At 46.2% G+C, this 23,326-nt stretch carries 23 protein-coding genes; 14 read left to right on the forward strand and 9 right to left on the reverse strand.

Features of this window, described 5'->3' with window-relative positions; genetic code table 11:
- Together BC343_RS17980 and miaB are read right to left on the reverse strand one after the other, a co-directional pair.
- Positions 1–1,257: a sigma-54 interaction domain-containing protein gene (locus tag BC343_RS17980; protein ID WP_078349180.1), complete on the reverse strand. Its 1,257-nt coding sequence runs from the start codon at positions 1,255–1,257 to the stop codon at positions 1–3.
- A gap of 99 nt (positions 1,258–1,356) precedes the next feature.
- The gene (gene miaB / locus BC343_RS17985) at positions 1,357–2,802 is read right to left on the reverse strand and encodes a tRNA (N6-isopentenyl adenosine(37)-C2)-methylthiotransferase MiaB (protein ID WP_078349620.1); all 1,446 of its coding nucleotides are present in this window, start codon (positions 2,800–2,802) and stop codon (positions 1,357–1,359) included.
- 147 nt (positions 2,803–2,949) lie between these two features.
- Here miaB and BC343_RS17990 point away from each other — a divergent pair, with 147 nt between their 5' ends.
- Positions 2,950–4,749, forward strand: coding sequence for an AsmA family protein (locus BC343_RS17990; protein WP_078349181.1), 1,800 nt, complete (start codon positions 2,950–2,952; stop codon positions 4,747–4,749).
- Positions 4,750–4,759: 10 nt separating this feature from the next.
- On the opposite strand, the gene BC343_RS17995 is transcribed toward BC343_RS17990, so the two are convergent.
- Both BC343_RS17995 and BC343_RS18000 read right to left on the reverse strand, forming a co-directional pair.
- Positions 4,760–5,194, reverse strand: coding sequence for a hypothetical protein (locus BC343_RS17995; protein ID WP_078349182.1), 435 nt, complete (start codon positions 5,192–5,194; stop codon positions 4,760–4,762).
- 91 nt (positions 5,195–5,285) lie between these two features.
- Positions 5,286–6,314, reverse strand: coding sequence for a DNA cytosine methyltransferase (locus BC343_RS18000; protein ID WP_078349183.1), 1,029 nt, complete (start codon positions 6,312–6,314; stop codon positions 5,286–5,288).
- Positions 6,315–6,496: 182 nt separating this feature from the next.
- Here BC343_RS18000 and BC343_RS18005 point away from each other — a divergent pair, with 182 nt between their 5' ends.
- The 5 genes from BC343_RS18005 to BC343_RS18025 all read left to right on the forward strand — a co-directional run bounded on the left by BC343_RS18005 (position 6,497) and on the right by BC343_RS18025 (position 10,746).
- Complete coding sequence (locus BC343_RS18005) at positions 6,497–6,820, forward strand: hypothetical protein (RefSeq protein ID WP_078349184.1); 324 nt, start codon at positions 6,497–6,499, stop codon at positions 6,818–6,820.
- Positions 6,821–6,884: 64 nt separating this feature from the next.
- On the forward strand, positions 6,885–7,436 hold the full coding sequence (locus BC343_RS18010) for a sugar O-acetyltransferase (protein ID WP_078349185.1): 552 nt from the start codon (positions 6,885–6,887) through the stop codon (positions 7,434–7,436).
- Between the two features lie 129 nt (positions 7,437–7,565).
- On the forward strand, positions 7,566–8,033 hold the full coding sequence (locus tag BC343_RS18015; protein ID WP_078349186.1) for a pyrophosphohydrolase domain-containing protein: 468 nt from the start codon (positions 7,566–7,568) through the stop codon (positions 8,031–8,033).
- A gap of 68 nt (positions 8,034–8,101) precedes the next feature.
- Positions 8,102–9,232 (forward strand): Fic family protein, encoded by a 1,131-nt coding sequence (locus BC343_RS18020; protein WP_078349187.1) that lies wholly within the window; start codon positions 8,102–8,104, stop codon positions 9,230–9,232.
- 215 nt (positions 9,233–9,447) lie between these two features.
- Positions 9,448–10,746: an aminotransferase class V-fold PLP-dependent enzyme gene (locus tag BC343_RS18025; protein ID WP_078349188.1), complete on the forward strand. Its 1,299-nt coding sequence runs from the start codon at positions 9,448–9,450 to the stop codon at positions 10,744–10,746.
- 138 nt (positions 10,747–10,884) lie between these two features.
- On the opposite strand, the gene BC343_RS18030 is transcribed toward BC343_RS18025, so the two are convergent.
- Genes BC343_RS18030 through BC343_RS18040 form a run of 3 tightly spaced genes read right to left on the reverse strand, consistent with a single transcriptional unit; the run spans position 10,885 to position 12,976 of the window.
- Positions 10,885–11,610: an SGNH/GDSL hydrolase family protein gene (locus BC343_RS18030; protein ID WP_078349189.1), complete on the reverse strand. Its 726-nt coding sequence runs from the start codon at positions 11,608–11,610 to the stop codon at positions 10,885–10,887.
- Positions 11,607–12,335 carry a lipoyl(octanoyl) transferase LipB gene (gene lipB / locus BC343_RS18035; protein WP_078349190.1) on the reverse strand — a complete coding sequence of 243 codons (729 nt, stop codon included), beginning with the start codon at positions 12,333–12,335 and terminating at the stop codon, positions 11,607–11,609. Before lipB ends, BC343_RS18030 begins: the two co-directional genes overlap by 4 nt.
- 2 nt (positions 12,336–12,337) lie before the next feature.
- Positions 12,338–12,976 (reverse strand): 4'-phosphopantetheinyl transferase family protein, encoded by a 639-nt coding sequence (locus BC343_RS18040; protein WP_078349191.1) that lies wholly within the window; start codon positions 12,974–12,976, stop codon positions 12,338–12,340.
- A gap of 387 nt (positions 12,977–13,363) precedes the next feature.
- Here BC343_RS18040 and BC343_RS18045 point away from each other — a divergent pair, with 387 nt between their 5' ends.
- The 8 genes from BC343_RS18045 (at position 13,364) to BC343_RS18080 (ending at position 21,871) form a co-directional block, all read left to right on the forward strand.
- The gene (locus tag BC343_RS18045) at positions 13,364–13,558 is read left to right on the forward strand and encodes a hypothetical protein (protein WP_078349192.1); all 195 of its coding nucleotides are present in this window, start codon (positions 13,364–13,366) and stop codon (positions 13,556–13,558) included.
- Positions 13,559–13,831: 273 nt separating this feature from the next.
- Complete coding sequence (gene dcd / locus BC343_RS18050) at positions 13,832–14,368, forward strand: dCTP deaminase (RefSeq protein WP_078349621.1); 537 nt, start codon at positions 13,832–13,834, stop codon at positions 14,366–14,368.
- Positions 14,369–14,439: 71 nt separating this feature from the next.
- A complete protein-coding gene (locus BC343_RS18055; protein WP_078349193.1) occupies positions 14,440–16,905 on the forward strand; it encodes a TonB-dependent receptor plug domain-containing protein in 2,466 nt (821 codons plus the stop codon).
- 51 nt (positions 16,906–16,956) lie between these two features.
- Positions 16,957–17,238: an ATP-dependent Clp protease adaptor ClpS gene (locus BC343_RS18060; protein WP_078349194.1), complete on the forward strand. Its 282-nt coding sequence runs from the start codon at positions 16,957–16,959 to the stop codon at positions 17,236–17,238.
- Between the two features lie 3 nt (positions 17,239–17,241).
- Positions 17,242–17,745: a GNAT family N-acetyltransferase gene (locus BC343_RS18065; RefSeq protein ID WP_078349195.1), complete on the forward strand. Its 504-nt coding sequence runs from the start codon at positions 17,242–17,244 to the stop codon at positions 17,743–17,745.
- Positions 17,746–18,049: 304 nt separating this feature from the next.
- On the forward strand, positions 18,050–19,660 hold the full coding sequence (locus BC343_RS18070) for a GH35 family beta-galactosidase (RefSeq protein ID WP_078349196.1): 1,611 nt from the start codon (positions 18,050–18,052) through the stop codon (positions 19,658–19,660).
- A gap of 155 nt (positions 19,661–19,815) precedes the next feature.
- Entirely contained in the window at positions 19,816–20,559 is a 744-nt protein-coding gene (locus BC343_RS18075; RefSeq protein WP_078349197.1) for a glycosyltransferase family 2 protein, read from the forward strand.
- Position 20,560: 1 nt separating this feature from the next.
- Positions 20,561–21,871: a hypothetical protein gene (locus tag BC343_RS18080; RefSeq protein ID WP_078349198.1), complete on the forward strand. Its 1,311-nt coding sequence runs from the start codon at positions 20,561–20,563 to the stop codon at positions 21,869–21,871.
- A 96-nt stretch (positions 21,872–21,967) separates the two neighbouring features.
- Here the strand turns inward: BC343_RS18080 and BC343_RS18085 are convergent, their stop codons facing one another.
- Positions 21,968–22,348, reverse strand: a complete 381-nt coding sequence (locus BC343_RS18085) for a hypothetical protein (RefSeq protein WP_143822249.1) — start codon at positions 22,346–22,348, stop codon at positions 21,968–21,970.
- Between the two features lie 158 nt (positions 22,349–22,506).
- Positions 22,507–23,307 (reverse strand): AraC family transcriptional regulator, encoded by an 801-nt coding sequence (locus BC343_RS18090; RefSeq protein WP_078349200.1) that lies wholly within the window; start codon positions 23,305–23,307, stop codon positions 22,507–22,509.
- Between the last annotated feature and the right edge of the window lie 19 nt (positions 23,308–23,326).

A 23,326-nucleotide genomic window follows, 5' to 3' on the forward strand; every position in this document is an offset into this window, starting at 1 on the left:
CTATAAATTTAGCTCTTTTATTTTACGGTACAAGGTTCTTTCAGAAATACCCAGTTCGCCGGCTGCCAGCTTGCGCTTGCCCTTGTGTTTTTTAAGTGCCTTACGTATCAGGTCCGACTCTTTATCCACCAGCGACAACGATTCTTCAACTTCCTCGGCATCGTGCGTAATGTTATAAGCATCATTAGTGTTATTGCTGTTGCTTACAGTTGCTGTTAAGGGCTGTTGTATGGTAAACTGCGGTTCTTTGTAATTGGCGGGCGGTAATTCAATGTCGCGGTAAAGCTGTGTAAGCGTTTGCGAATGGTTGGGGTAATTAGCGCTTACGCCGCCATGCTCAATAATATCGGCAACCAGTTTCTTCAGCTCCACCATGTCGCGTTTCATATCGAACAATACTTTGTACAATATATCGCGCTCCGAGAAATCTTCCTTCGGCTGATTATCTAAGCGCATTGGGAGATTACTGCGGCCTGCTTCGTGCGGAATGTAGGTAAGCAGGGTTGCGGCGGTAATTACACGGTCGCGTTCCAACACGGCTAATTGCTCGGCCATGTTTTTTAACTGGCGCACGTTACCCGGCCAGGTGTAGTTGGTAAGTACCTGCTGCGCGTCATCATCCAGTTGGATGGGCGGTGTACGGTACTTATCGGTAAAATCTGCCGTAAACTTGCGGAACAGCAGGAAAATATCTTCCTTCCTATCGCGCAGGGGCGGGATGCGCAATGGCACTGTATTTAAACGATAATATAAATCCTCGCGGAATTTGCCGGCTTTCACCGCATCGTAAACATCAACATTTGTTGCGGCAATTACACGCACATTGGTTTTCTCAACCTTAGACGAACCTACACGGATGTACTGTCCCGACTCCAGCACGCGCAGTAAACGCGCCTGGGTGCCCAAAGGCATTTCGGCAATCTCATCTAAAAAGATGGTGCCGCCGTTCACAGTTTCGAAATAACCTTTACGCTCGCCAACGGCACCGGTGTAAGCACCTTTTTCGTGCCCGAAAAGTTCCGAATCGATAGTTCCCTCGGGGATTGCACCGCAGTTAACCGCAATAAAAGGCCCATGCTTACGCGGGCTCATCTGGTGGATGATGTGCGAAAATACCTCTTTACCGCTGCCGCTCTCGCCGGTTATTAAAACCGAAATGTCGGTAGGCGCTACCTGGTTAGCTATATTAATGGCCCGGTTAAGCAAAGGCGAGTTGCCAATGATACCGAAGCGTTGTTTAATGTCTTGTATATCCATGCCCCCTAACCCCCTGAAGGGGGAATATTAAGTTTGTAATTCAGTAAGCCCAGCTTTGCTAATCAAAAGCTCCTCCGCTAATCAGCGGAGGCTGGGGGGCTAAACGATTCTTCCTATCAGCGTTGCCGATGTAGTCCTTTCAACCAGTACGTTGGCGTATTGGCCCGGTTTGTAGCCTTCGGTTACCGGGAATATTACCATGGCGTTTTGGTCGCTGCGGCCGCAATAGTCTTTGTCGGATTTTTTGGAGAAGCCTTCTATCAGTACTTTTTCTACACGGCCTAAGCGAGCCTGCATACGGTAATAAGAGTACTCCTGTTGTTTGGCAACTATCTCGGCTAAGCGCGCTTGCTTTACATCTTCCGGTATATCATCGGCGTAACGTTTGGCAGCTAAAGTACCCGGGCGTTCGCTGTATTTAAACATGTAAGCAAAATCGTATTTCACGTAATCCATCATGGTTACGCTATCCTTATGCTCTTCATCGGTTTCGGTACAGAAGCCGGTTATCATATCGGTAGATATGGCGCACTCCGGAATAATACGACGGATAGCATCAATGCGGTTGATGTACCACTCGCGGTCGTAAGTGCGGTTCATCAGGTCTAAAATGCGGCTGTTACCGCTTTGTACCGGCAGGTGTATGTAGTTGCAAATATTATCGTACTTGGCAATGGTGTATAAAACCTCGTCGGTAATATCCTTAGGGTGCGAAGTTGAAAAGCGCACGCGTAGATCAGGACTAACCAATGCCACCATCTCCAGCAGGTTGGCGAAATTCACAATTTTCACTTCATCACCAACTGCTAAAGCCTCTCCGCCTTCTGCTACCGGCGCGGTCCACTTGTACGAATCTACGTTCTGGCCCAGCAAAGTTACCTCGCGGTAGCCCTGGTTGAACAGGTCGGTACATTCAGCAACCACCGAAGCTGCATCGCGGCTACGCTCGCGGCCACGGGTAAACGGAACCACGCAGAACGAACACATATTATCGCACCCGCGCATAATTGATACAAAGGCGTTGATGCCATTGCTATTTAAGCGCACCGGGTTAATATCGGCGTAGGTTTCTTCGCGGCTTAGCAATACGTTTACCGCACGCTGCCCGTTATCTACCTGCTCTATCAGGTTCGGCAGGTCGCGGTAGGCATCGGGGCCTACTACTACGTCTACCAGTTTTTCTTCTTCTAAAAATTTGGCTTTTAAGCGTTCGGCCATGCAGCCCAATACGCCCACCACCATGCCGGGGTTTTTAAATTTGGCACCGGCAAATTCTTTCAGTCGGTTACGTACGCGCACTTCGGCATTCTCGCGGATTGAGCAAGTGTTAATGAAAACCACGTCGGCATTATTAAAATCCTTGGTGGTTTCAAAACCCTTGTCGGCCAGTATCGAGGCAACAATTTCGCTGTCAGAAAAATTCATGGCGCAGCCATAACTTTCTATATACAGTTTGCGCCCGTTATGCTTGCCGTTCGGCTCTAACACCAACGCCTCGCCCTGGCGGCTCTCATCATGCGCCTTATCCGGAATAAGCAGATCCATCTCCATTATAAAAAATTGAACGGCAAAAATACAAAATTTTAGTTAAAGGTGTGACAGTTTGTCAGCGACTAACAAAACTGAATTTTTGTTGTTAGGTAAACGCTGTGGTGCATAGGGCGTTGCAGTTAATTACCAAATTACCCTAAAATGGCGTTTAAACTATTGAAGCATCGCTGGCAAAAAATAACCCTCATTGTAGTGGGCGGCTTATTGGTTTTAACACTTATAATCGCCTTATTCGCCAACAGCTACTTCGCCCCAAAGCTTGCTGATAAAATAAAAGTTGAGGTATTGAAAGGCAGCGATAGCCTATATCGAATAGATATTGGGAATACCGACCTCCACATTTTGCGCGGAACAGCCACCCTCTATGATATTAAGCTAAGCGTAGATAGCTCGGTCTACAACCTGAAGAAAAAGCAAGGCGATGCACCGAATAATTTATACGAATTGCAGGTGAAACGCCTGGTAGTATCGCACATGCAATTGTTGCGGATGTATTTTAAGAAAGAACTGAACATTGGCCGCATAACGCTGAACGCGCCCGATGTGGTAATAAGCTACCACCCCAACCAGCCCGATACTGCCGGAAAAAAAGATAAGCGCACCCTATGGCAAAAACTATCCAAAACACTAAAGTTGGTTAATGTAGGCGAGATATACCTGAACGATGTAAAGCTGAAATACAAAAATTACAGCGGGCCAAAAGTGGCCACCTCCGAATTTAGGGAGTTGAACCTGAAGGCGACCGACTTACTGATAGATTCGGCTACGCAAAAAGATACTTCGCGATTTTTGTTTTGCAAGAATGTTAGCACCGAGTTATTGAACTACAGCAGCAAATCAGCGAACGGGCTTTATAGTTTTAAGGTGAAGTCGGTAAAGCTATCTACCCAAACATCAAAACTGACGGTTAAAGGCATTAACCTGCAACCGGCAGAGCACGTGAAGTTTTTTAATACGGTAAAAGCCGACCGCTTTACTTTACGGATAGATTCGGCAGCTATTAATAATTTCGATTACATCAATTACCAAAAGTCGCAGGAGATGGATGCCTCCAAAATTACCCTGAACCATGGATTTTTTGAGGTGTACAGCAATTACAACGGCAAACTGCAAACTACCGACAGGCTGGTTACTTTCCCCAACTGGGCCATGCGCTATGCGTTTAAGGCCCGCGCAAAAGTTGATACCCTCGATTTGAAACGCTTCGAGTTTGTTTACCGCCAACTGAACAAAACGCCCATGAAAACCGGCGTGGTGGTATTCAACAACATCAACGGGCGGTTTTTAAACCTCACCAATAAAAAGGAAGCACTGCAGAAGAACAACATTGCTACGGCCAACGTAAGCAGCTATTTTATGGGGAAAGGTAAGCTCGACCTTAACTTCAAATTCAACCTCGACGATGCCGACTATAAATACCATTACACCGGGCACCTGGGGCCAATGAGCATTACCGATGCCAACCAGCCCATGATGGCATTATCCATGGTACGGGCAACATCGGGCAGGGTGAAAAGCCTCGATTTTGATATCAGCAGTACGCAAAAAACATCAACGGGCACGGTAACCTTGCTGTACAATAATTTGCAGGTAGATGTATTGCGAAAGGATTTTACCAAACGCGGCCTCATCAGTACCCTGGCCAATACCTTTATCCTGAAACACGATAACCCCGACGATGGAAAAACAGAACCACGGAAAGCGAAAGTAGCCTTCATTCGCCCGGCGAATTTCCCTTTCTTTAAAACCGTTTGGCAAACCATTTTAGTCGGCCTGAAAGCCTGCGCCGGCGTTGGCAAAGCCGAAGAAGAAAAGTTTAATAAGCAAAACGCCGAGGATGCTAAAAAGGAACAGGAAGATCTGTTAAAGGATGCGAAGAAGCGGAAAGAGAAAGAAGACGAGAAGTTTAAGGAAGCGTTGAAAAAGAAACGCGAGGGGTAAAATAGTGCACCTACATTTTTACGAGAGTTTCGGTAAATACATACTTCTGACTACCTACAACATTCTCGAAAGTGAGCTGGATAGAAGTTTTGCTGAGCATTTTTATTACGCCATAGCCATTATCTAAGGCCCCGTGGCGGCCCTGTATGCCCGAGAAAAAAATATATTTGTCGCCATCCCGGGTGATGCTGTATTCTCCGTCTGATGTGATGTGCCCTTCGTAATAAAGTACTTTTCCGTTAGGCAAAAATTCGAATTGGTAATTGAAATATTCGAGTGGGATGTCTTGTACAAAAACATCGTTTCTATACAATTTATTAGTGTATGCCGTAAGGTCCCATTTGCCTAAAATAGTATTTGCGGTAATGGTGGTATCGGCTTGTTTATCTTTTTTACAGCCTGCGAAAGTAGCGATACAAATTAGGGCGATGATAAGGTTTTTCATGGTTGAAATTGGTTAACGCTAAGGTAAGCTTCGATCCACAAAAAATCAAACCACCAAGCGCGTTTTGCAGCGATAATTTGCAGGAGGTTATTTACGCAACCTTCGTGTCCTTTTTTCTTTCGGTTACCGCTTTCAGGTCGGCCGCTATCTGCGTAGCAATAACCGCTGCCAGATCCACCGGAACAGCATTGCCGATCATTTTATAACCGGCGGTTAGTTTTTTGTAGTGGAGAATAAAATCGTCGGGGAAGGTTTGCACGCGGGCACACTCGCGCACCGTTAGGCGGCGGTATAGTTTTTCGGAGCCCTTGGCAAATTCGCGCACGTTGGTGGCTACAAAAGGCATTTTTGGTGCTTGCGGATGCAATGGCGCATGCCTGCCGCCTGCCTGTATGGTGAACGAAACATCGTCCCAGCCGCGCACGCGGTTACGCGACATATAGATAGACGAGAAATCGCCCGTCATGTATTCGTGGTTTGGCACCAGGCAATCGGACCCGTTGGTAAAGTCTTTTTTAATGGCAGGTATTGCCGTATCTTTCAGGTCGCCAATAGTTTGGTGCAATGGCTTTTTTTCCGATGCATTTTTGGTGGTAGGCTCGGGGAATTTGAATTTCATGCCCAGGTCTTTACGGTAACCTACAAAGAAGATACGCTTACGGTCTTGCGGTACGCCATAGTCGGATGCGTTTACCGGGGTTACCGATAGCTCGTACCCGCATTCGCCGAACAGGTTTTTAAAGTTCTCCATCGAAAACTTATGCCTCTCCAGCAGCATGCCGGCCACGTTCTCGGCCAAAAAGAACAGCGGTTGTTTATCTTTCAGGATGCGGATAAAATCGTAAAAAAGCTTGCCGCGTTTATCGTCGATGCCGCGTAATGCGCCGCCGGCGCTCCAGCTTTGGCAGGGCGGGCCGCCAATAATCCCGTCGCAATCGGGCACTTCGTCAGAAGTTATATCGGTAATACTGCGCCTGTCGAGCACAGTATGGGTATGGTTTTTTTCAAAAGTTTCCCAAATATCTTTATCGTATTCGTTTGCCCATACCGTATTAAAACCGGCTTTTTTAAAGCCAAGGTCTAAACCTCCTGCGCCCGAAAAAAAGGAAACTAATTTCATAACCGCCCAATTTGATTTACAAAAGTAAATGCTGTGATAAACAATAGCGAAAATTGTTACTCACAATCATTGTATATTACAATATTAAACAAAAGGATTTAAAAGCTAAAGTATTTAGTATTATTGCCGCGTAGGCTATTGCTTTCAAATAACTTTAACATTTATTTTAAAAAAATAATCTTATGGGGCACAAAGATAAATTAATCACATATAATGCTGAAGTTCAGGATATGTCTTTCAATAACGAAAAATCTTTTGATCAACTGAAATCTTTTTTAGAAGAGGTTGTAAGATACTATGATTCAATTATTCCAGATAACGGTGGCAGGTATCAAGAAGATATAAAGATTAGGCACTACGAACAGGAGAGGATGCATATGACTTTGGATTTAAAAATATTGAGCAATGTTTCGTGGAAAGCAGGGCTGTCGCAAAAAAAGAAAGCTTACGAAGAATGTTTAAAAGAAACTAAGTACGATTTAAAAAATGCTTTAGTCCACTGGTAACGATAATTGTTTGATTTCGGGAATAATGAGTTTTTCCTAACTTCCGCCCCATAAACCCAACCCAATGAAAACCGAACTACAGAAAATGCTGGATGGCGAGCTATACGTTGCCAGCGATCAGGAACTGGTGGATATGCGCGACAATGCCCGCAAACACCTTAGCCAATACAACCAAATGATGGCCGAGCCGCTTGAGAAGAAGAACGCCATACTAAAGCAGCTTTTAGGCAAATGCAGCACCATTGATATACAGCCGCCCTTTTATTGCGACTATGGCAAGCACATTGTGGCCGGCGAGAACTTCTTTATGAATTTTAACTGCATAATTCTGGATTGCGCCATGGTAACTATTGGCAACAATGTAATGTGTGGCCCCAATGTGCAGATATACACCGCTTACCATCCGCTGGCGGCCGAAGAACGCATTAAAGGGCCCGAACTGGCTAAACCTATAACCATTGGCGATAATGTTTGGCTGGGTGGCGGCGCCATTATTTGCCCCGGCGTAACCATTGGCAGCAATACCACCATTGGCGCAGGCAGCGTAGTTACCAAAGATATCCCCGCGGGCGTATTTGCGGGGGGGAACCCATGCAAGGTGATACGGTTGATTTAGTTGAATATCGAATGAAGAATGCCGGATTCCCAACGCCGAAGTAAGATACTTCATCATTCGACATTGGGTGTTCGATATTCGACATTCTTTTATTTGTTATCTTGCGCCCGTATTTAAAACATCAAAACCATGCAAGAGCCAAGCGCATTAAACCAGGTAGCCGAATTTCACAGAACCTTTAAACACCCGGTGGTTGATGGCCCGGCCATCCCCTCAAAAGAGCGTTGCGCACTGCGTGTTTCGCTGCTTGCCGAAGAGGTGAAAGAGTTACAGGATGCTATCGCCGATAACAACCTGGTAGAAATTGCTGATGCCCTTTGCGATATACAATACGTATTGGCCGGCGCTATTTTAGAGTTCGGGCTGGGCGAAAAATTTAAAACGCTATTCGACGAGGTGCACCGCTCCAACATGAGCAAGGCCTGCAAAACCATTGAAGAAGCCGAGCAAACCATAGCCCACTACAAAGCCAAAGACGGCAGCGAAGCATACCACAAAGAAGAAGACGGACTGTTTTTGGTGTATCGCAATAACGATAATAAAACCCTGAAATCTATTAACTACTCGCCTGCTGATTTGGGAGGGATATTGTTGTAGGGCGCAAAGTTGGTTTTGCCGATGTAATTATTGCTACATTTATGTTTGAGTAAGAATAAGGCTTTTAAATGCATTACGAAATTCCCTTATTGCCGCCTAAGCAGGACTTAGAAACAAAAGCGATCTTAAAAAAACTTCCTTCTGCCCACAGAAGATTGGCGGAGTTAAAGGGTATTGCAGCAACTATTCCAAATGAAAGTATTTTAATTAATACATTGGCGTTGCAGGAAGCTAAAGATAGTTCTGCCATAGAAAATATTATTACTACTCATGACGAACTATATAAAGCTCAGTTATTTGAAGAACTTGTAACCAACGCATCCGCCAAAGAAGTAAATAATTATGCCGACGCATTAAAACATGGATTCGATTTAGTTCGAAAGAATAAAATTATCTCTGTTAGGCATATTATAGAAATACAAAATTTACTTGAGCAGAATGACGCGGGCTTTCGCAAATTGCCGGGAACTGAGTTGGTCAATCAATCTACAGGCGAAAGCGTTTATAAACCACCTCAGTCTTATGATTCGATAGTAGAGTTGATGGATAACATGGTAAGGTTTATAAACGAACCGGAAATAAGCGATTTAGACCCGCTTATAAAGATGGCGGTTATTCATCATCAATTTGAAAGCATACACCCATTTTACGATGGTAACGGCAGGACTGGCCGTATTTTAAACATTTTGTATCTGGTAATTCAAGACCTGCTTGATTTGCCGATACTTTATTTGAGTCGGTTTATTATCAGTAATAAAGCTGATTATTATAGGCTTCTACAAAAAGTTAGAGACGAAGGAAGTTGGGAAGAATGGATAATCTACATGCTGAATGGCGTAGAGCAAACGGCGAAGGAAACTATTGTTCTCATAGGGGCAATGCGCAATTTAATGCAAGATTATAAAATTAGGATACGAAAAGAATTACCTAAGATTTATAGCCAGGATCTATTAAACAATCTCTTTAGGCACCCTTACACCAAAATAGATTTTTTAATGAAGGAACTCATTGTTTCAAGGCTCACAGCTACAAGGTATGTGGATTTATTAGTTAGCAATGGTTTTCTTACTAAAGAAAAAATAGGGAGAAGTAATTTTTACATAAATGTTCCTTTGTTTACGCTGTTTAAAAATGAACCTGATGTTAAGCAACCAGTTCCTCCTATCCAAACGATAAATCCTAATTTCGATTCAATTTGATATGTATAGAAAACGCGGGTTTTCTATACATGTCGTAGGTGATATGTATAGAAAATGCAGGTTTTCTATACATGTTGTAGGTGATATGTATAGAAAATGCAGGTTTTCTATACATGTTGTAGGTGATATGTATAGAAAATGTAGGTTTTCTATACATGTCGATGATATGGATAGACTTTGAAGAATTCGTTCGAATTCCGTAAATTAACCCCATCATGAGCAACCAAAACCGCCGCATTTTTTTAAAGCAAGCTACTGCTTTGGCGGGCGCCTTCGGCGCCGCCAGTATGTTTAACCATGCACATGCCGAAAGCTTTGCAAAAGCATCGGCAAGGGTAGCGCATTTAAACCCCGAACAAGTGGCGGCGGATGAGGATTATTGGGCCACCATACAGCAAGCCTATACGGTTAACCCCAGCATTATTAACCTGAATAATGGCGGGGTTTCGCCTACGCCTACGGTGGTGCAACGTGCGCTGGAAAGGTATAATGCGCTTTGCAACGAGGGGCCATCATACTTTATGTGGCGCATTTTGGATATGGGGCGCGAGCCGCTTCGCGAGAAACTGGCGGCCCTTGCCGGTTGCCTTCCCGAAGAAATTGCCATTAACCGCAACGCTACCGAAGCACTGAATACCATCATCTACGGGATAAACCTGCAACGGGGCGACGAGGTGATAGGTTCGTACTTTGATTACCCTAACATGATGCATGCTTACGAGCAGCGTGCCCTGCGCGATGGTATTGTTTACAAACAGCTTAGCTTTAATTTCCCGATAGAGAACGACGACGAGATAGTTAAGGCCTATACCGATGCCATTACCCCTAAAACCAAACTGATACACGTTACCCACATGGTGAACTGGGTGGGGCAGGTGATGCCCGTGCGTAAAATAAGCGATATGGCGCACGCTAAAGGCATTGAGGTAGTGTGCGATGGTGCGCATTCCTTCGGGCTGATGGATTTTAAAATACCTGATCTGCATTGCGATTATTTTGGTACCAGTTTGCATAAGTTCCTCTCGGCACCTATTGGCAGCGGCATGATGTGGATACGCAAAGACCATATAGAAAAGACCTGGCCGCTCACCTGTGCCGATAAGCCCCAAAGTGCCGACATACGCAAGTTTGAGCAATTGGGTACCCGCAGTTTTGCCATTGAGCAGGCCATTGGCGAGGCAGTCAATTTTCAACTGGCCATTGGCAGCAAACGCAAAGAAGACCGCATTCGTTACCTGAAAAATTACTGGGCCGAGAAAGCAAAAGATATCCCGAAGGTAAAAATACACACCTCGCTAAAAGCACCATACTCCTGCGCCATTTGCGGCGTAAGTATCGATGGCATGAAAGCCGGCGACCTGGACGCCGCCCTTTGGAATGGCTACAAAATACACGTAGTAGGTATTGTATACCGCGACCTTAACCTGGTGCGCGTAACCCCGCATGTATATACCACAACGGCGGATCTGGATAAATTTGTGAAGGCTTTGAGGGAGATAGCAGCGAAAGTATAGAAGAGTCCGAAGTCCGTAAGTCGGAAAGACCGAAAGACGGAATTGAGTCTGCAAGTCGGAAAGTCCGAAAGACACTGCCATTGACATTTTTCTTTCTTCTTTCCGACTTACGGACTTTCTGTCTTTCGGACTAATAATCTACAAATGGCTCAATACTACCGGTGCTAATTGCTGCACCCATAGGCTATACATAGCCGCGGAGGGATGTAAACCATCGCCGGCGGTGAGGCTAGCATCTGTAGCGGCTTTGGTGGATATGCCGGTTATGTCGATATAAGCGACCCCCTGTTTGTCGGTTTCCGATTTGTTGATAGCGTTGAAAGCGGCTATATCTTCCGATAATTTTTCGAGGTTACGCCCATTGGCGAAAGGCGTTGCGCCCCAATCGGGGATAGAAAGTACAAACACCCTTCGCTTGTTGCCGTTAGCATAAGCAATGGCTGTGTTTAGCAGTTGGGCGAACTCCGTTCTGTAAACATCTTTTGGATAACCGCGGAATTGGTTGTTCACGCCAATGAGCAGGGTAACAATATCGTATGTTTTGCCCTGGGTATCGCTGGCATTTATGCCTTTGATGAGTTCGTCGGTGGTCCAGCCCGTGGTGGCTATAACCTTTACCGAGCTTACCGGGTGGTGTGCCGCTGTTAACCGTGCTGCCAGTTGATAGGGGTAAGTTTTACTCGTTTCCACCTCCTGGCCAAAGGTATAGCTATCGCCAAGGGCAAGGTAACTCAAATTACCAACAGTGGCAGGTGTAGTTGTGGTGGTTGGCTGGTAAGTCACGGGTTGTTGCTGCGGATCTAACTTTTTGCTGCAGCCGTAAAAAACGCCTGCTATAAATAATAAACTTAATAATTTTCTCATACGGCCTCCATACCAAACAATACGAAAATATGTTTGGTAAGGATTTGTTGTACGTCTTTTAAATTCACTTCGTGCCCCAGTTCCTGCTGCATGCTGGTAACGGCCTTATCGTCTATCCCACAGGGCACTATGTTTTTAAAGTAGCTGAGGTTGGCGTTCACATTCAGCGCCAGCCCGTGCATGGTAACCCAGCGGCTGCAGCGTACGCCCATGGCGCATATTTTGCGAGCCTTCTCGTTATCAGCGTCGAACCAAACACCGGTATAGCCCGGGTAGCGGCCGGCAGTTAAGCCGTATTCGGCAAGGGTGAGTATGATGGCCTCCTCCAGCGTACGCAGATAGAGGTGTATGTCGGTAAAAAAATTGTCGAGGTCTAAAATAGGGTAGCTCACCAATTGGCCGGGGCCGTGGTAGGTGATATCGCCGCCGCGGTTTATGGGGTAGTAAACGGCTTCTTTTTCTTTCAGGCCTTTTTCGTCCAGCAAAAGGTGTTCGGGTTTGCCGCTTTTGCCAAGGGTGTATACGTGCGGGTGTTCGCAAAAAACAAGGTAGTTGGGCGTAAGCGGTTCTTCGGCAGGGGCATCACCAGCCGCAACTAAGGTTTGCCTGTTGCGTATCTCGGTTTTCAGTTTCACGGTTTCGCCGAAAAGTTTTTCCTGGCGTTCCCAGGCAACTTTATAATCGGTTAGCCCCCAATCCTGTAGTATTACTTTCTTGTTTTTCATTATCAGGCCTTCACGTATCCTATCATATAATCTTCGTACTTAATGTAATTCACTTCGTACGCATTATCTATTGCCCCTTTTTGCAATTTGGCATCAACCACGCCATGCCCCTCGTAAGCAAAGGGTTGCAGCGATATGTTATCTAAAAACGAAACCTCTTTTTGCCCGTAGCATTTATAGATGGCCTCTTTGGCACACCAGCAAACGTACAGTTGGTCTATGGTATGTTTAGGGTTTATGTAAGCCAGTTCATCGGGGCTCATAAATTTATTGGCAATGCGCTCTACCTTTTCTTTCACCTGCTCAATATCTATACCTACCGGGCTGCTTTTGCTGATCATTACAGCCGCGTAATCAAACGAGTGGCTTAGAGAGATATGGTAGGGCAAGCTAACGAGGTAAGGTTTGCCGTGGGCATCTACCTTGCAATCTATATAATCTTCGGTGCCCAGCATTTTGCGCAGCAGCACGCGGGTGCCCAGCCAATGCAGGTAGCGTTTGCTTTTGCTTAGCTGTTTGGTAAAGGCTTTCTCGTGCTCGTCGAGCTGTAGTTGCTTGTACAGTTCGTCGGCACCCTCCTCTATCCGCCAAAGGGCAAATTCGGTATCATCGTCTATTTGGTGCCGGTAAGCTATCGCCATAAAAGTAAAATTGCAAAAACGGCTGCAAAATTATATCAAATAAAATTAATAATTCGTTTTTATGGGATCGGATGTAACAGTACGCGGTGTACTTACGTCATACCCGTACTAAACGTTATTTAAATTACATTACCATGAAAAGGATATACATAGCCGCTGCCGTTTTAATAGCCGTGGCACTTAGCGAAAGCTGCCGCAAATTGCAGGTTAGCGCCGCCGGCGCCCCGCATGAAAAAGTAACCATCAATTAATAAATACCAATAAAATCGGCAAAAAATTGCCTTTCAGTATTTTATAACAAATTTTAAATTGATAGTGTGTTAAGTTTCGGGTAAAAAGTGTAACTTGTACCCTGTTTTACCCTCCAACCGTTAACTTAACACAATCATGAGCGTCGTAGAAATATTCGCATCAATTGTACTTGGTTTTGCCTTGCTGCTTATATTGGGCATTATCTTTTTCAGCATTTTGAAATGGATCAAAAAGAAATATTACCCCACCTGGAAATTCCCTGATTACATCAGCGTAGGTTACGCCGAATACCTTTACCATAAATTTATAAAGCGCGACCTGAAGCAATAGGCTCTATTCTACAACCGGAGTTTACTCACCCCGGGTACGCTATCGCTGCCCGACCCTCTCTCTCGCTTTGCGGAAAGAGGGTGAACTGCAACAAATCTTCCGCCCTCTTTACGAAGTAGAGAGGGCCGACGCCCGCGAATTGCGGGCCGTCGGGGTGAGTCAACTCGCCGAGCGATAGCCAGCTTCATTACACAATTGTTGGTTAATAACGCGGCAACAAGCTTGCCCGCCCCGGCATTTTGTGATAATTTTGATGCCTCATTTAACAAGTTCATGATACTATCTGATAAGCGCATCCTCGAAGAAATTGACAAAGGCACCATTATTATTGAGCCTTTTAATCGCGAGTATTTGGGCACCAATTCATACGATGTGCATTTGGGCAAACACCTGGCCACTTATAAAGACCGTGTGTTGGATGCTAAACTGCATAACGAGATAGTAGGCTTTGAGATACCCAAGGAAGGTTACGTACTGCAACCCAACACGCTGTACCTGGGCGTTACCATGGAGTATACCGAAACCCATCAGCATGTGCCTTTTTTGGAAGGAAAATCGAGCACGGGGCGTTTGGGGATAGATATACACGCCACCGCCGGCAAGGGCGATGTAGGTTTCTGCAACACCTGGACGCTGGAGATATCATGCGCGCAGCCCGTAAGGATATACCACGGTATGCCCATAGGCCAGCTGATTTATTTTGCGGTAGAGGGCGAAATTGAAACGCTTTACAACACCAAAACCAATGCCAAATACAACAAGCCTACCACCCGCCCGGTAGAAAGCATGATGTGGAAGAACAAGTTTTAATTATTACAGTTTATATACAGAAAAACAGGCTATTAACGTTGTAGCTTTGTATAAGCCCCGCCTTTTTCTGTATGATCACCAAACGACATTTTATTGCGCTGCTTTTTGCTGCCGCCATAGCGGGTGCATATAGCTTTATGCCCGCCGATGGGCCTATTGATAAGCTTGCCAAGCAACTGGCCAATTGGCTTAGCATACACCCCATAGAGAAAGTTTACCTGCAGTTTGATAAGCCCAATTACGCCGCCGGCGACGATATTTGGTTTAAGGCTTATGTGGTTGAGGGTGCAGAGAATAAACCATCGATAATTAGCGGGGCTGTTAACGTTGATTTGGTGGATAGCAAAGGGCGGACTACTATCGCCGTTAAACTCCCCTTAAAGGATGGCACAGCCGCGGGCGACTTTGCCCTGCCCGATACCCTCCGTGGCGGTTCGTATTTCATCCGCGCTTATACCAACTACATGCGCAACGCCGGGCCCGAATATTATTTCAGCCAAAGCATTACGGTTGTAAATAGCCCTATATCAAACAATAACAAAAAGAGCACATCCCCTCAAAGTGCAGCGGTGCCTTCTGCCGATGCTAAACCCGACCTGCAGTTTTTCCCCGAAGGCGGCGAACTGGTTGCCGGGTTAAAAAGCGATGTAGCATTTAAGTGTGTTGGTGCTAATGGTTTTGGCCTGGATGTACAGGGCGTTTTGTTGGACGGCAGCGGGCAACAAGTACTTAACTTCAATAGCAGCCATTTGGGTATGGGTAAGTTTAGCTTTGCCCCGGCTGAGGGTAAAACTTACAGCGCGAGGATAACCACCGCGGACGGCGCTTCTTTTACTTACCCTTTGCCTATCGCCAAAAGCGCAGGTTATATACTGCATATCCCCGATGCCACCGCCGACAATATTGAAGTACAGTTGAAGGCTAATAGCATTGCTTTGCAAAGCGGCATAAATAAAACATTGTATTTAATAGCACAGGGCGGCGGGCAAATTTATTACAGCAGCAGTTTAGCTGTTAATGCCAATGGTGTATCTGTTAGTATACCGAATAGCAAATTCCCCACAGGCATTGTTCAGTTTACGGTGTTTACCGAAGCGGGTGAGCCACTGCTGGAGCGGCTGGCTTTTATCAAGCATCCGGATAAATTGGCCTTGGGTATTTCGCAGGTGCAAAATTCAGCTGTGAGGCAAAAGGTTACTATAGGGCTTGACGCAAAAAGCGAAGGCGCACCTGTTGCAGGCAATTTTTCGGTAGCGGTGATAGACGAGAGTACCATGCCTGTTAACCCGGATAACGAAAACCATATTATGGCAAGCCTGCTGCTCAAATCGGAATTGAATGGCTTTATTGAAGACCCGGCATATTATTTTGAACGGAATACCCCAAAGGCCTTGGCCCACCTCGATCTGCTGATGCTTACCCAGGGTTACCGCCGCTTTAGCTGGAAACAACTGAATGCCGGTAATTACGGGCGCGATGTGTATAAAGCCGAGCAGGCCTTAAGTATATCGGGCACCATTACCACCCCGGCGGGCAAGCCGGTGCCTAATGGTAAAGTACAGGTAATTAATATCGACAATGCTACTTATACTTTAGATACCCTTACCGATGCTAACGGCCACTTTGCCTTCACCAACCTCGATTTTGATGATAGCATACGCTTTATTGTGCAGGCGCGTACTGCCAATAATAAAAAAGATGTGAAGATATTGCTGGATAGCGTTCCGCCCGAAACTATTTTCATAAAAGCAAGCCTCCCCGAACTGAGTATTGATAAGCGCGAGGATCTGGCTGTTTATACCCGGGCAAGCCGCTTGCTTTACCAGGCGCAGCGGCAAGCAGGCGTAGGCAACCATATTATACCGTTGGCAGAGGTAATTATCCGCGAGAAAAGGATAGCCCTAAAACATTCTGCCAATCTGAATGGCCCAGGCAATGCCGACCAGGTATTGCTGGCCCGCGACCTGATGAATTTTGCTTGCCCTAACTTTGCAGATTGTTTGCAGGGCAGGCTGCTGGGCGTTACCTTCAGGAATGGCAGGCCATACTCTAACCGCGGCTTTGGGCCAATGCAGGTTATTATTGACGGTATTTATGTAGGCAGCGATTATTTAAATTCGGTTAACTACAACGATGTTGCCGCGGTAGAAGTACTGCGCAATGCATCAACTTTAGGGGTATACGGCGGGCGGGCCGCAAACGGCGTAATATTAATAACCACCAAACGCGGCGACGAGCCCGATAATAGTTACGATGGCCCTATAGCCGGCCGCGGCATAAAGCCATTTTACCCCAAAGGATATTACAAAGCGCGCGAATTTTATTCGCCCCGGTATGATGACCCTAAAGTGGTCAAAACTCTGGCAGACCTGCGCACTACTATTTACTGGAACCCTACAGTAAAAACAGGAGCCGATGGCAAAACATCATTCGAGTACTTTAACGCAGGCAGCCCCGGCACTTACCGCATTATTGTAGAGGGGATAGATGCTAACGGCAACCCCGGGCGGGCGGTTTACCGCTATAAGGTGCAGTAATTACGGCTAAGCGTTTAGTTTTGAGTTTTTTTGAGTATTTTTGGGGCATATATGCCAACCGAAGTACAGGAAGAAACCCTCACCCTCGAAGAGATACTGGCCGGGCTGAAAGAGATGCACCGCCTTATTTTGTGGAACGACGACCATAATACTTTCGACCATGTAATTTATTGCATGATGAAGTACCTTGATTATTCTGAATCGCAGGGCGAAAAGATTGCCTGGAAGGTACATAACGAAGGCAAGTGCGCCGTGTTAGAGGGCTCGTTCACCGAAATGGAGATCTACCGCAAAATTTTGCAGCAGGAAGGTTTGACCGTTAGTGTGGACTAAGCCATGGCATACACACTGCAAACCGAACGGTTGAACATCAGGGGGCTCACGCTTAGTGATACAGCCTTCATCATCCAATTGCTTAATTCTCCCGGCTGGCTCACTTTTATAGGCGACCGCAATGTGCGTACTACCGAAGAAGCCATAGCATACCTCAATAACGGACCCATAAAAAGCTATAGCGAAAACGGCTTTGGGTTGATGCTTGTGGAAACTAAAGAGGGGGCACCTATAGGCATGTGCGGCATCATCAAACGCCCCAGCCTCCCTAACCCGGATATAGGTTATGCATTAATGGCTGAATTTGCCGGGCAAGGTTACGCTTACGAAATGGCACGCGCTGTTTTAACCCATGCTGTTGATGTTCTAAAACTACCCATTATAACGGCCATCACCCTGCCTTCAAATGCTTCGTCGGTTAAGTTGCTGAGCAAACTCGGTTTGAAACTGCAAGGCGAGATCACTTCGGGCGATACAGGCGAGACACTTTTGCTTTTTGAGCTATAAGCTCGCCCATACCGTAAAGTCCATCCGCTATAATTTGCTCTTCGTCTACACAAAGCGGGGCTTCATCTATTCTTCTTTTTTTATTCGTTTAAATTTCACTCATTTGCAATGCCAATCCCCGGGGGCGGTGCTGCAAACCCGGGATTGATTTGTTCGATAATGATGCGTTCCGTGTGAGAAACGGGGCGCATTTTTCGTTTATAGCTTTCGGTAACATTTTTTGCATCAACATAAACATTAGTGTTTCTGGACGAGGCTTGGTGCGGGCTATTTTAGCAACGTAAAGAACCGCAATTCCCAAATCATGAAGAGAACCCTTGCCCTGTGCCTGTCGCTATTCGGCTTAACGGCTTTTGCCAAAAGCCAAACAATATCTCCCATACCCAAAGTAATTGAAAAGAATGGCCGCCATGCTTTGCTGGTAGATGGTAAGCCCTTTTTAATGCTGGGCGGGCAGGCGCATAACTCCAGCGCATGGCCGGGCATGATGCCGCAGGTTTGGCAAGCTATGGATGCCATGCACGCCAATACTTTAGAAGTGCCGCTTTATTGGGAACAAATAGAACCGCAGCAGGGCAAATTCGATTTTTCGGTTGTTGATACTTTGCTAAAGCAGGCACGTGCCCACAAGGTGCGTTTAGTGCTCCTATGGTTTGCCACCTGGAAGAACGGCAGCAACCATTATATGCCCGCCTGGATGAAAGCCCAATCAGCCAAATATCCCAATATTGAAGGTAAAGGCGGTAAGGTTATCGATTCGCCCTCGCCGCATGCCGAAGCAACGCTGGAAGCCGACACCCGCGCTTTTGCCACCGTAATGCGCTACCTCAAAAAAGCCGACCCGCAACATACGGTAATAATGGTACAGGTAGAGAACGAGCCCGGCGCGTGGGATACCGTGCGCGATTATTCGCCCCTTGCCCAAAAGCTTTTTGACGGTGCCGTGCCGCCGCAATTATTGAAACCCCAAGTACTTAAAGCCCTTAACCGCCCAACAGATGCTACCGGCAATTGGCAAAAGGTTTTTGGCAACCGTGCTGAGGAATACTTTCATGCCTGGTCGGTTGCTTATTATATAGGTAAAGTTGCGGCAGCCGGTAAAGCCGAGTATGGTTTGCCCTTGTACGTAAACGCTGCCCTGCGCGACCCGCTTACCGACCCTATGCCACCATCGTACGAAAGCGGTGGCCCTACCGATAATGTAATACCTATTTGGAAGGCCGCGGCGCCCGCTATTGATGTGCTGAGCCCGGATATTTACCTGCAGGGCAGCGAACGCATTATGAAGGTAATTGAATTATACGATAGGGCAGACAATGCTTTGTTCGTTCCCGAAGCCAGTTTAGCCCCACACATGTCCCGCTATATGTATGATGTTATTGCCCGTGGTGGCATAGGCTTTTCGCCATTTGGTATAGATAGTAACCTGCCGGATGGTAAAAAGGCCGAAACAGTAGAACGCCTGGCACCGTTTGGGCAGGAATACAAAGTTTTTGCCCCCATGATGCGCGAATTGGCGGCTTGGGGTTTCGATGGTAAAATAAAGGCCGTGGTAGAGCGGGAAGATAATGCTGCCCAAACGATGGACCTGGGCGCATGGCAGGCAAAAGTAACCTTCGGCAGCAAATGGAATGGCAACGATGTTACACTAAATGCAACACCATCGGGCAAGGCCATGGTGGTGAAACTTAGCGAGAACGAGTTTGTGGTAATTGGTTCGCTTTGCCATATAACCTTTAAGCCGCTGGGTGCCAACGAAGGCAAAGTATGGCAATACCTGAAGGTAGAAGAAGGCCGGTATGAGAATGGCGTGTTTAAAGCCCTGCGCATACTAAACGGCGACGAAACTGATTGGGGAGGCCCGCGCATTGGCCAAACGCCGGTAGTGCTTAAAATATCGCTTGTTGTAAGGTAATATTACCAATTAGAGTATTAGCCTTTACCTGTAAGGCACTGTACATATTTATAGCTAAAAAGCTACTTATTATGCGTAGTTTCGTAAGGTGCGGATGTGGTTTGGGCCCGTCCGCGCCTTTTTAATATCCGCCAAAAAAGGCGCTTAAATAAACTATGTATTTAAACAAAAAGGTGGTGGTTGTTTTGCCATCGTACAACGCCTCGTCTACATTAAAGCAAACTTATGCAGAGATCCCTCTCGGTCTGGTTGACGAGGTTGTATTGGTTGACGATAAGAGTAACGATAATACCGTTGCCGTAGCGCAGGAACTGGGTATACAACACATTATTGTACATGAGGTGAATAAAGGCTACGGCGGTAATCAAAAATCGTGTTACAACAAGGCGCTCGAACTGGGTGCCGATATTGTAGTAATGCTGCACCCCGATTACCAGTACTCGCCAAAATTGTTGCAGGCCATGATATCTGTTATTGGAGAGGATGTATACCAGGTAATGTTTGGCTCGCGCATATTGGGTAAGGGCGCCCTAAAAGGTGGTATGCCTATGTATAAATATATTGCCAACAGGGTGCTAACGCTGCTGCAGAATATACTGATGAACCAAAAGTTATCCGAGTACCACACCGGCTACCGTGCGTATTCGGCACAGGTGCTTAGGGCAATTCCATACCAGAAAAACTCCGACGATTTTGTATTTGATAATCAGGTGGTAGCGCAGATATTTTACGCGGGTTTCGAGATAGGGGAGGTTACCTGCCCCACCAAATACTTTGATGAAGCATCGTCTATCAGCTTTTCGCGCAGCATGACTTATGGCTTTGGCGTGTTAGGGGTTTCTTTAAGGTATTGCCTCGCCAAGCTGAAACTGCTGAAATGGGATATCCTGGAGTGTTGATATGCGGAAGATAAAACCGGAAAGCCTCATTGTACCTTTAGCGTTGTTATCGCTTGTTGCGATAGCCGTAATTATACTTTGCCGCACGCAGGGTATACTGTACGATGAGAGCTATTTCGTACCCAATATACCCCGCATAGCACAATTAGGGCTTACCAACGAGTTTTTATTGAAGATAACCGGCTCGCCGGGACCCACCTACGCCGTAATACACAGTTTCTTTTCGGGCATTACCCACTTCAGTACATTAGGTATCAGGCTGGTGAATTTTGGCTTGTTGCTGTTGCTACTCGCTTTTATTTATTTAAACGCTAAGCTAATGGGCGCTGCCTCGCCGCTGAGCGTTGCCGCCAATTTCATTTTTATACCAATGGTATGGGTTGTATGCGGGCTGGCCCTAACCGAAGTACCTACCATGCTTTGCGCCATGGTGAGTTTGTATTTTATGCTGCAGTGTTTTAAAAACGGCAAGCCAATTGGCAAGCAGATGCTGCTGGCTGTAGCGGCAGGCTTGTTTTTATCATTCGCTATAATGGGGCGCTCTTTTTTCCTGATGGTGGTATTTGCCGCCCTGGCCTGTTTATTTATCTACGCCATAATTGTTAAACCTAAAACAGGTGTTACAGGAAACTCAGCTTACAGCACACCGGGATTTAATAACAAATGGGCAGTAGTGTTGCTTGGTGTTTTTTTGTTAGCAGCGCTGCCTTTACCCGCCTATGTTTTTAAAGTATGGGGAGCCCTTGCCCCGCCTACCGAAAATGTGGTTGTTGGTGCCGACAATATTTCAATTGTGCCCTGGTACGCACTGTTATCGTTTTGCTACTGCGGGTTTGTCGCCCTCATATTGGCACCCGCATGGTTCGTTGCCGATAAGCGCACTCTGCTGGCCACGCTGGCCGTAAGCCTTGTGTTTTTAGTGGCGAATTTGATAAACGGCTATTTCGAATTTGCGCCTATGATGAGCGCTGCCGCGAAGTTATTGGGGCCTGCTATGTTTGGGGTATACCAACGTGCCATACCGGCTTTGGTGGTGTTTTTATCGTTCCATTTCCTGCTGTCGTCGGCCATTAGGCTCTGGCAAAACCGCAATAACCCGGTATTTGTATTTATCGGGCTGACGGCGTTGTTTATCGCCTTCTCGGCCATTAAGGTGAAGGTGCAATTTTCCAGCCGTTACGTAGCGCAGGTGGTCCCTTACTTTTTATTGCTGTTTATCCCTTATCAAAAAAACGATTGGACGAAGATTGTCCGCATAAGCATTGGCGCAGCGCTGGGCTTTGTTTCGCTGTGGTTTTACTATAACGGATAGGGGAGCGAGTAAAATAGGTTTGGTGGCTCAGTAAGGCAATAACTCTTGTTGCAAGGCCATCAGCCGTTGGCTATCAGTTCAACAGCCTCCGTTAAGTCATTCTAACTCTTCTTCCTGCCTGTTCATTACAAACAGATCGAAAAGCCCCAGCAGCGTTAGCCATAAAATAAAAAGAACAGCAAGGGCTATGTGGGAGGCGCGATGAGTTGTTACAACATACAATATTAATAGTGCTATCAGAATAGAAAGGGTACCAATAATATATTTTGCCGCTCGTTTATTGGTTTTATTTTGAAGTTCAAGAGAGGTGGTATATATCATAAGCACAATGTAGCAAAGGCTGCCTGTGTCAATTAATACATCTATCCAATCCACAGCAATAGGAAGCGATGCAAACCCCGAAAACAACGTAAAAACAATGAACATAAAACGTGTGATCGTCCAAAAGTAATAGCTCTGAATAAAGAAGCGTTTCATTGCTTGAAGATAATAATTATTCAATGGAATTAAATGGGGGGTACACGCCTTATTTATCCATGAAGTTAAAGGAAAGGCTGAAAGCGAGATCTGTAAATTTCCGTGCGGTATAGGCTCTGGCAAAACCTCAATAACCCTGTGTTTGTAACGGATAGGTGTTAATCAACGTTGTTTGGAACACTATTGCGAAACTGCGATGGCGGCATATTTTTTACCTTTTTAAATACGCGATTGAAATACGGTACATCATTAAACCCCACGGCATGGCATACTTCGGCTACCGACATGCCCGTGCGCTGCAGCATTTGTACTGCCGACTCCACGCGGTATTCGGCCAGGAAAGTGAAGAACGGTTTGCCTGCTTTACGTTTAAAGAAGGTGCAGAAAGATGACTTTTCCATCCCAACAAATGCCGCGGCATCTGCCAAAGTTATTTCCCGCTGAAAATTATTGATCACATAACTGTAGGCTTGTTGCAGCTTCAGTTGGCTGCGGTCTTCTACTACTACGCTACCTACTATTTCCATTTGCGCCGACTCGGCTATAAGAGCAAGCATGCGCACCAGGCTGGCAAATTGTTCGGTTTTCGATTCGTTCCGGGTATTGCGCATTAGCTCCTGTAAACGCTCGCGGGTTTGCCCGGTAAACACCAAGGCGCTTTCCAGGCTAAGTATTTTTGTAAAACATTCGTGTAATTCGGGGCAGCCATCAAGCGCGGTTTGCAACAGTTGGGGTGTAAAAAAGATGGATATGTTCTCGATCTTTCCGTCGGCCGCTGTATTAAAGTTATCAAACGACCAGCAATGCGGGATATTCGACGGGATAAATATCACCTCGCCCTGGTTAAAGTTATCGGCCGTGTTGCCAATAACCCGCCTGCCCGAACCCAATACGATGTATGATATTTCCAGCGATTCGTGCTGGTGAAAGGTGATCTGCTGGGAAGGCGTTACCCGCACATGATCAATGAAAAAAGAT

Source organism: Mucilaginibacter pedocola (genome assembly GCF_002013915.1).
GTDB lineage: Bacteria > Bacteroidota > Bacteroidia > Sphingobacteriales > Sphingobacteriaceae > Mucilaginibacter > Mucilaginibacter pedocola.

Coding starts and splice junctions, on each gene's coding strand:
- BC343_RS17980 (WP_078349180.1), bottom strand. CDS start 1,257: ATGGATATACAAGACATTAAACAACGCTTCGGTATCATTGGCAACTCG.
- miaB (WP_078349620.1), bottom strand. CDS start 2,802: ATGGATCTGCTTATTCCGGATAAGGCGCATGATGAGAGCCGCCAGGGC.
- BC343_RS17990 (WP_078349181.1), top strand. CDS start 2,950: ATGGCGTTTAAACTATTGAAGCATCGCTGGCAAAAAATAACCCTCATT.
- BC343_RS17995 (WP_078349182.1), bottom strand. CDS start 5,194: ATGAAAAACCTTATCATCGCCCTAATTTGTATCGCTACTTTCGCAGGC.
- BC343_RS18000 (WP_078349183.1), bottom strand. CDS start 6,314: ATGAAATTAGTTTCCTTTTTTTCGGGCGCAGGAGGTTTAGACCTTGGC.
- BC343_RS18005 (WP_078349184.1), top strand. CDS start 6,497: ATGGGGCACAAAGATAAATTAATCACATATAATGCTGAAGTTCAGGAT.
- BC343_RS18010 (WP_078349185.1), top strand. CDS start 6,885: ATGAAAACCGAACTACAGAAAATGCTGGATGGCGAGCTATACGTTGCC.
- BC343_RS18015 (WP_078349186.1), top strand. CDS start 7,566: ATGCAAGAGCCAAGCGCATTAAACCAGGTAGCCGAATTTCACAGAACC.
- BC343_RS18020 (WP_078349187.1), top strand. CDS start 8,102: ATGCATTACGAAATTCCCTTATTGCCGCCTAAGCAGGACTTAGAAACA.
- BC343_RS18025 (WP_078349188.1), top strand. CDS start 9,448: ATGAGCAACCAAAACCGCCGCATTTTTTTAAAGCAAGCTACTGCTTTG.
- BC343_RS18030 (WP_078349189.1), bottom strand. CDS start 11,610: ATGAGAAAATTATTAAGTTTATTATTTATAGCAGGCGTTTTTTACGGC.
- lipB (WP_078349190.1), bottom strand. CDS start 12,335: ATGAAAAACAAGAAAGTAATACTACAGGATTGGGGGCTAACCGATTAT.
- BC343_RS18040 (WP_078349191.1), bottom strand. CDS start 12,976: ATGGCGATAGCTTACCGGCACCAAATAGACGATGATACCGAATTTGCC.
- BC343_RS18045 (WP_078349192.1), top strand. CDS start 13,364: ATGAGCGTCGTAGAAATATTCGCATCAATTGTACTTGGTTTTGCCTTG.
- dcd (WP_078349621.1), top strand. CDS start 13,832: ATGATACTATCTGATAAGCGCATCCTCGAAGAAATTGACAAAGGCACC.
- BC343_RS18055 (WP_078349193.1), top strand. CDS start 14,440: ATGATCACCAAACGACATTTTATTGCGCTGCTTTTTGCTGCCGCCATA.
- BC343_RS18060 (WP_078349194.1), top strand. CDS start 16,957: ATGCCAACCGAAGTACAGGAAGAAACCCTCACCCTCGAAGAGATACTG.
- BC343_RS18065 (WP_078349195.1), top strand. CDS start 17,242: ATGGCATACACACTGCAAACCGAACGGTTGAACATCAGGGGGCTCACG.
- BC343_RS18070 (WP_078349196.1), top strand. CDS start 18,050: ATGAAGAGAACCCTTGCCCTGTGCCTGTCGCTATTCGGCTTAACGGCT.
- BC343_RS18075 (WP_078349197.1), top strand. CDS start 19,816: ATGTATTTAAACAAAAAGGTGGTGGTTGTTTTGCCATCGTACAACGCC.
- BC343_RS18080 (WP_078349198.1), top strand. CDS start 20,561: ATGCGGAAGATAAAACCGGAAAGCCTCATTGTACCTTTAGCGTTGTTA.
- BC343_RS18085 (WP_143822249.1), bottom strand. CDS start 22,348: ATGAAACGCTTCTTTATTCAGAGCTATTACTTTTGGACGATCACACGT.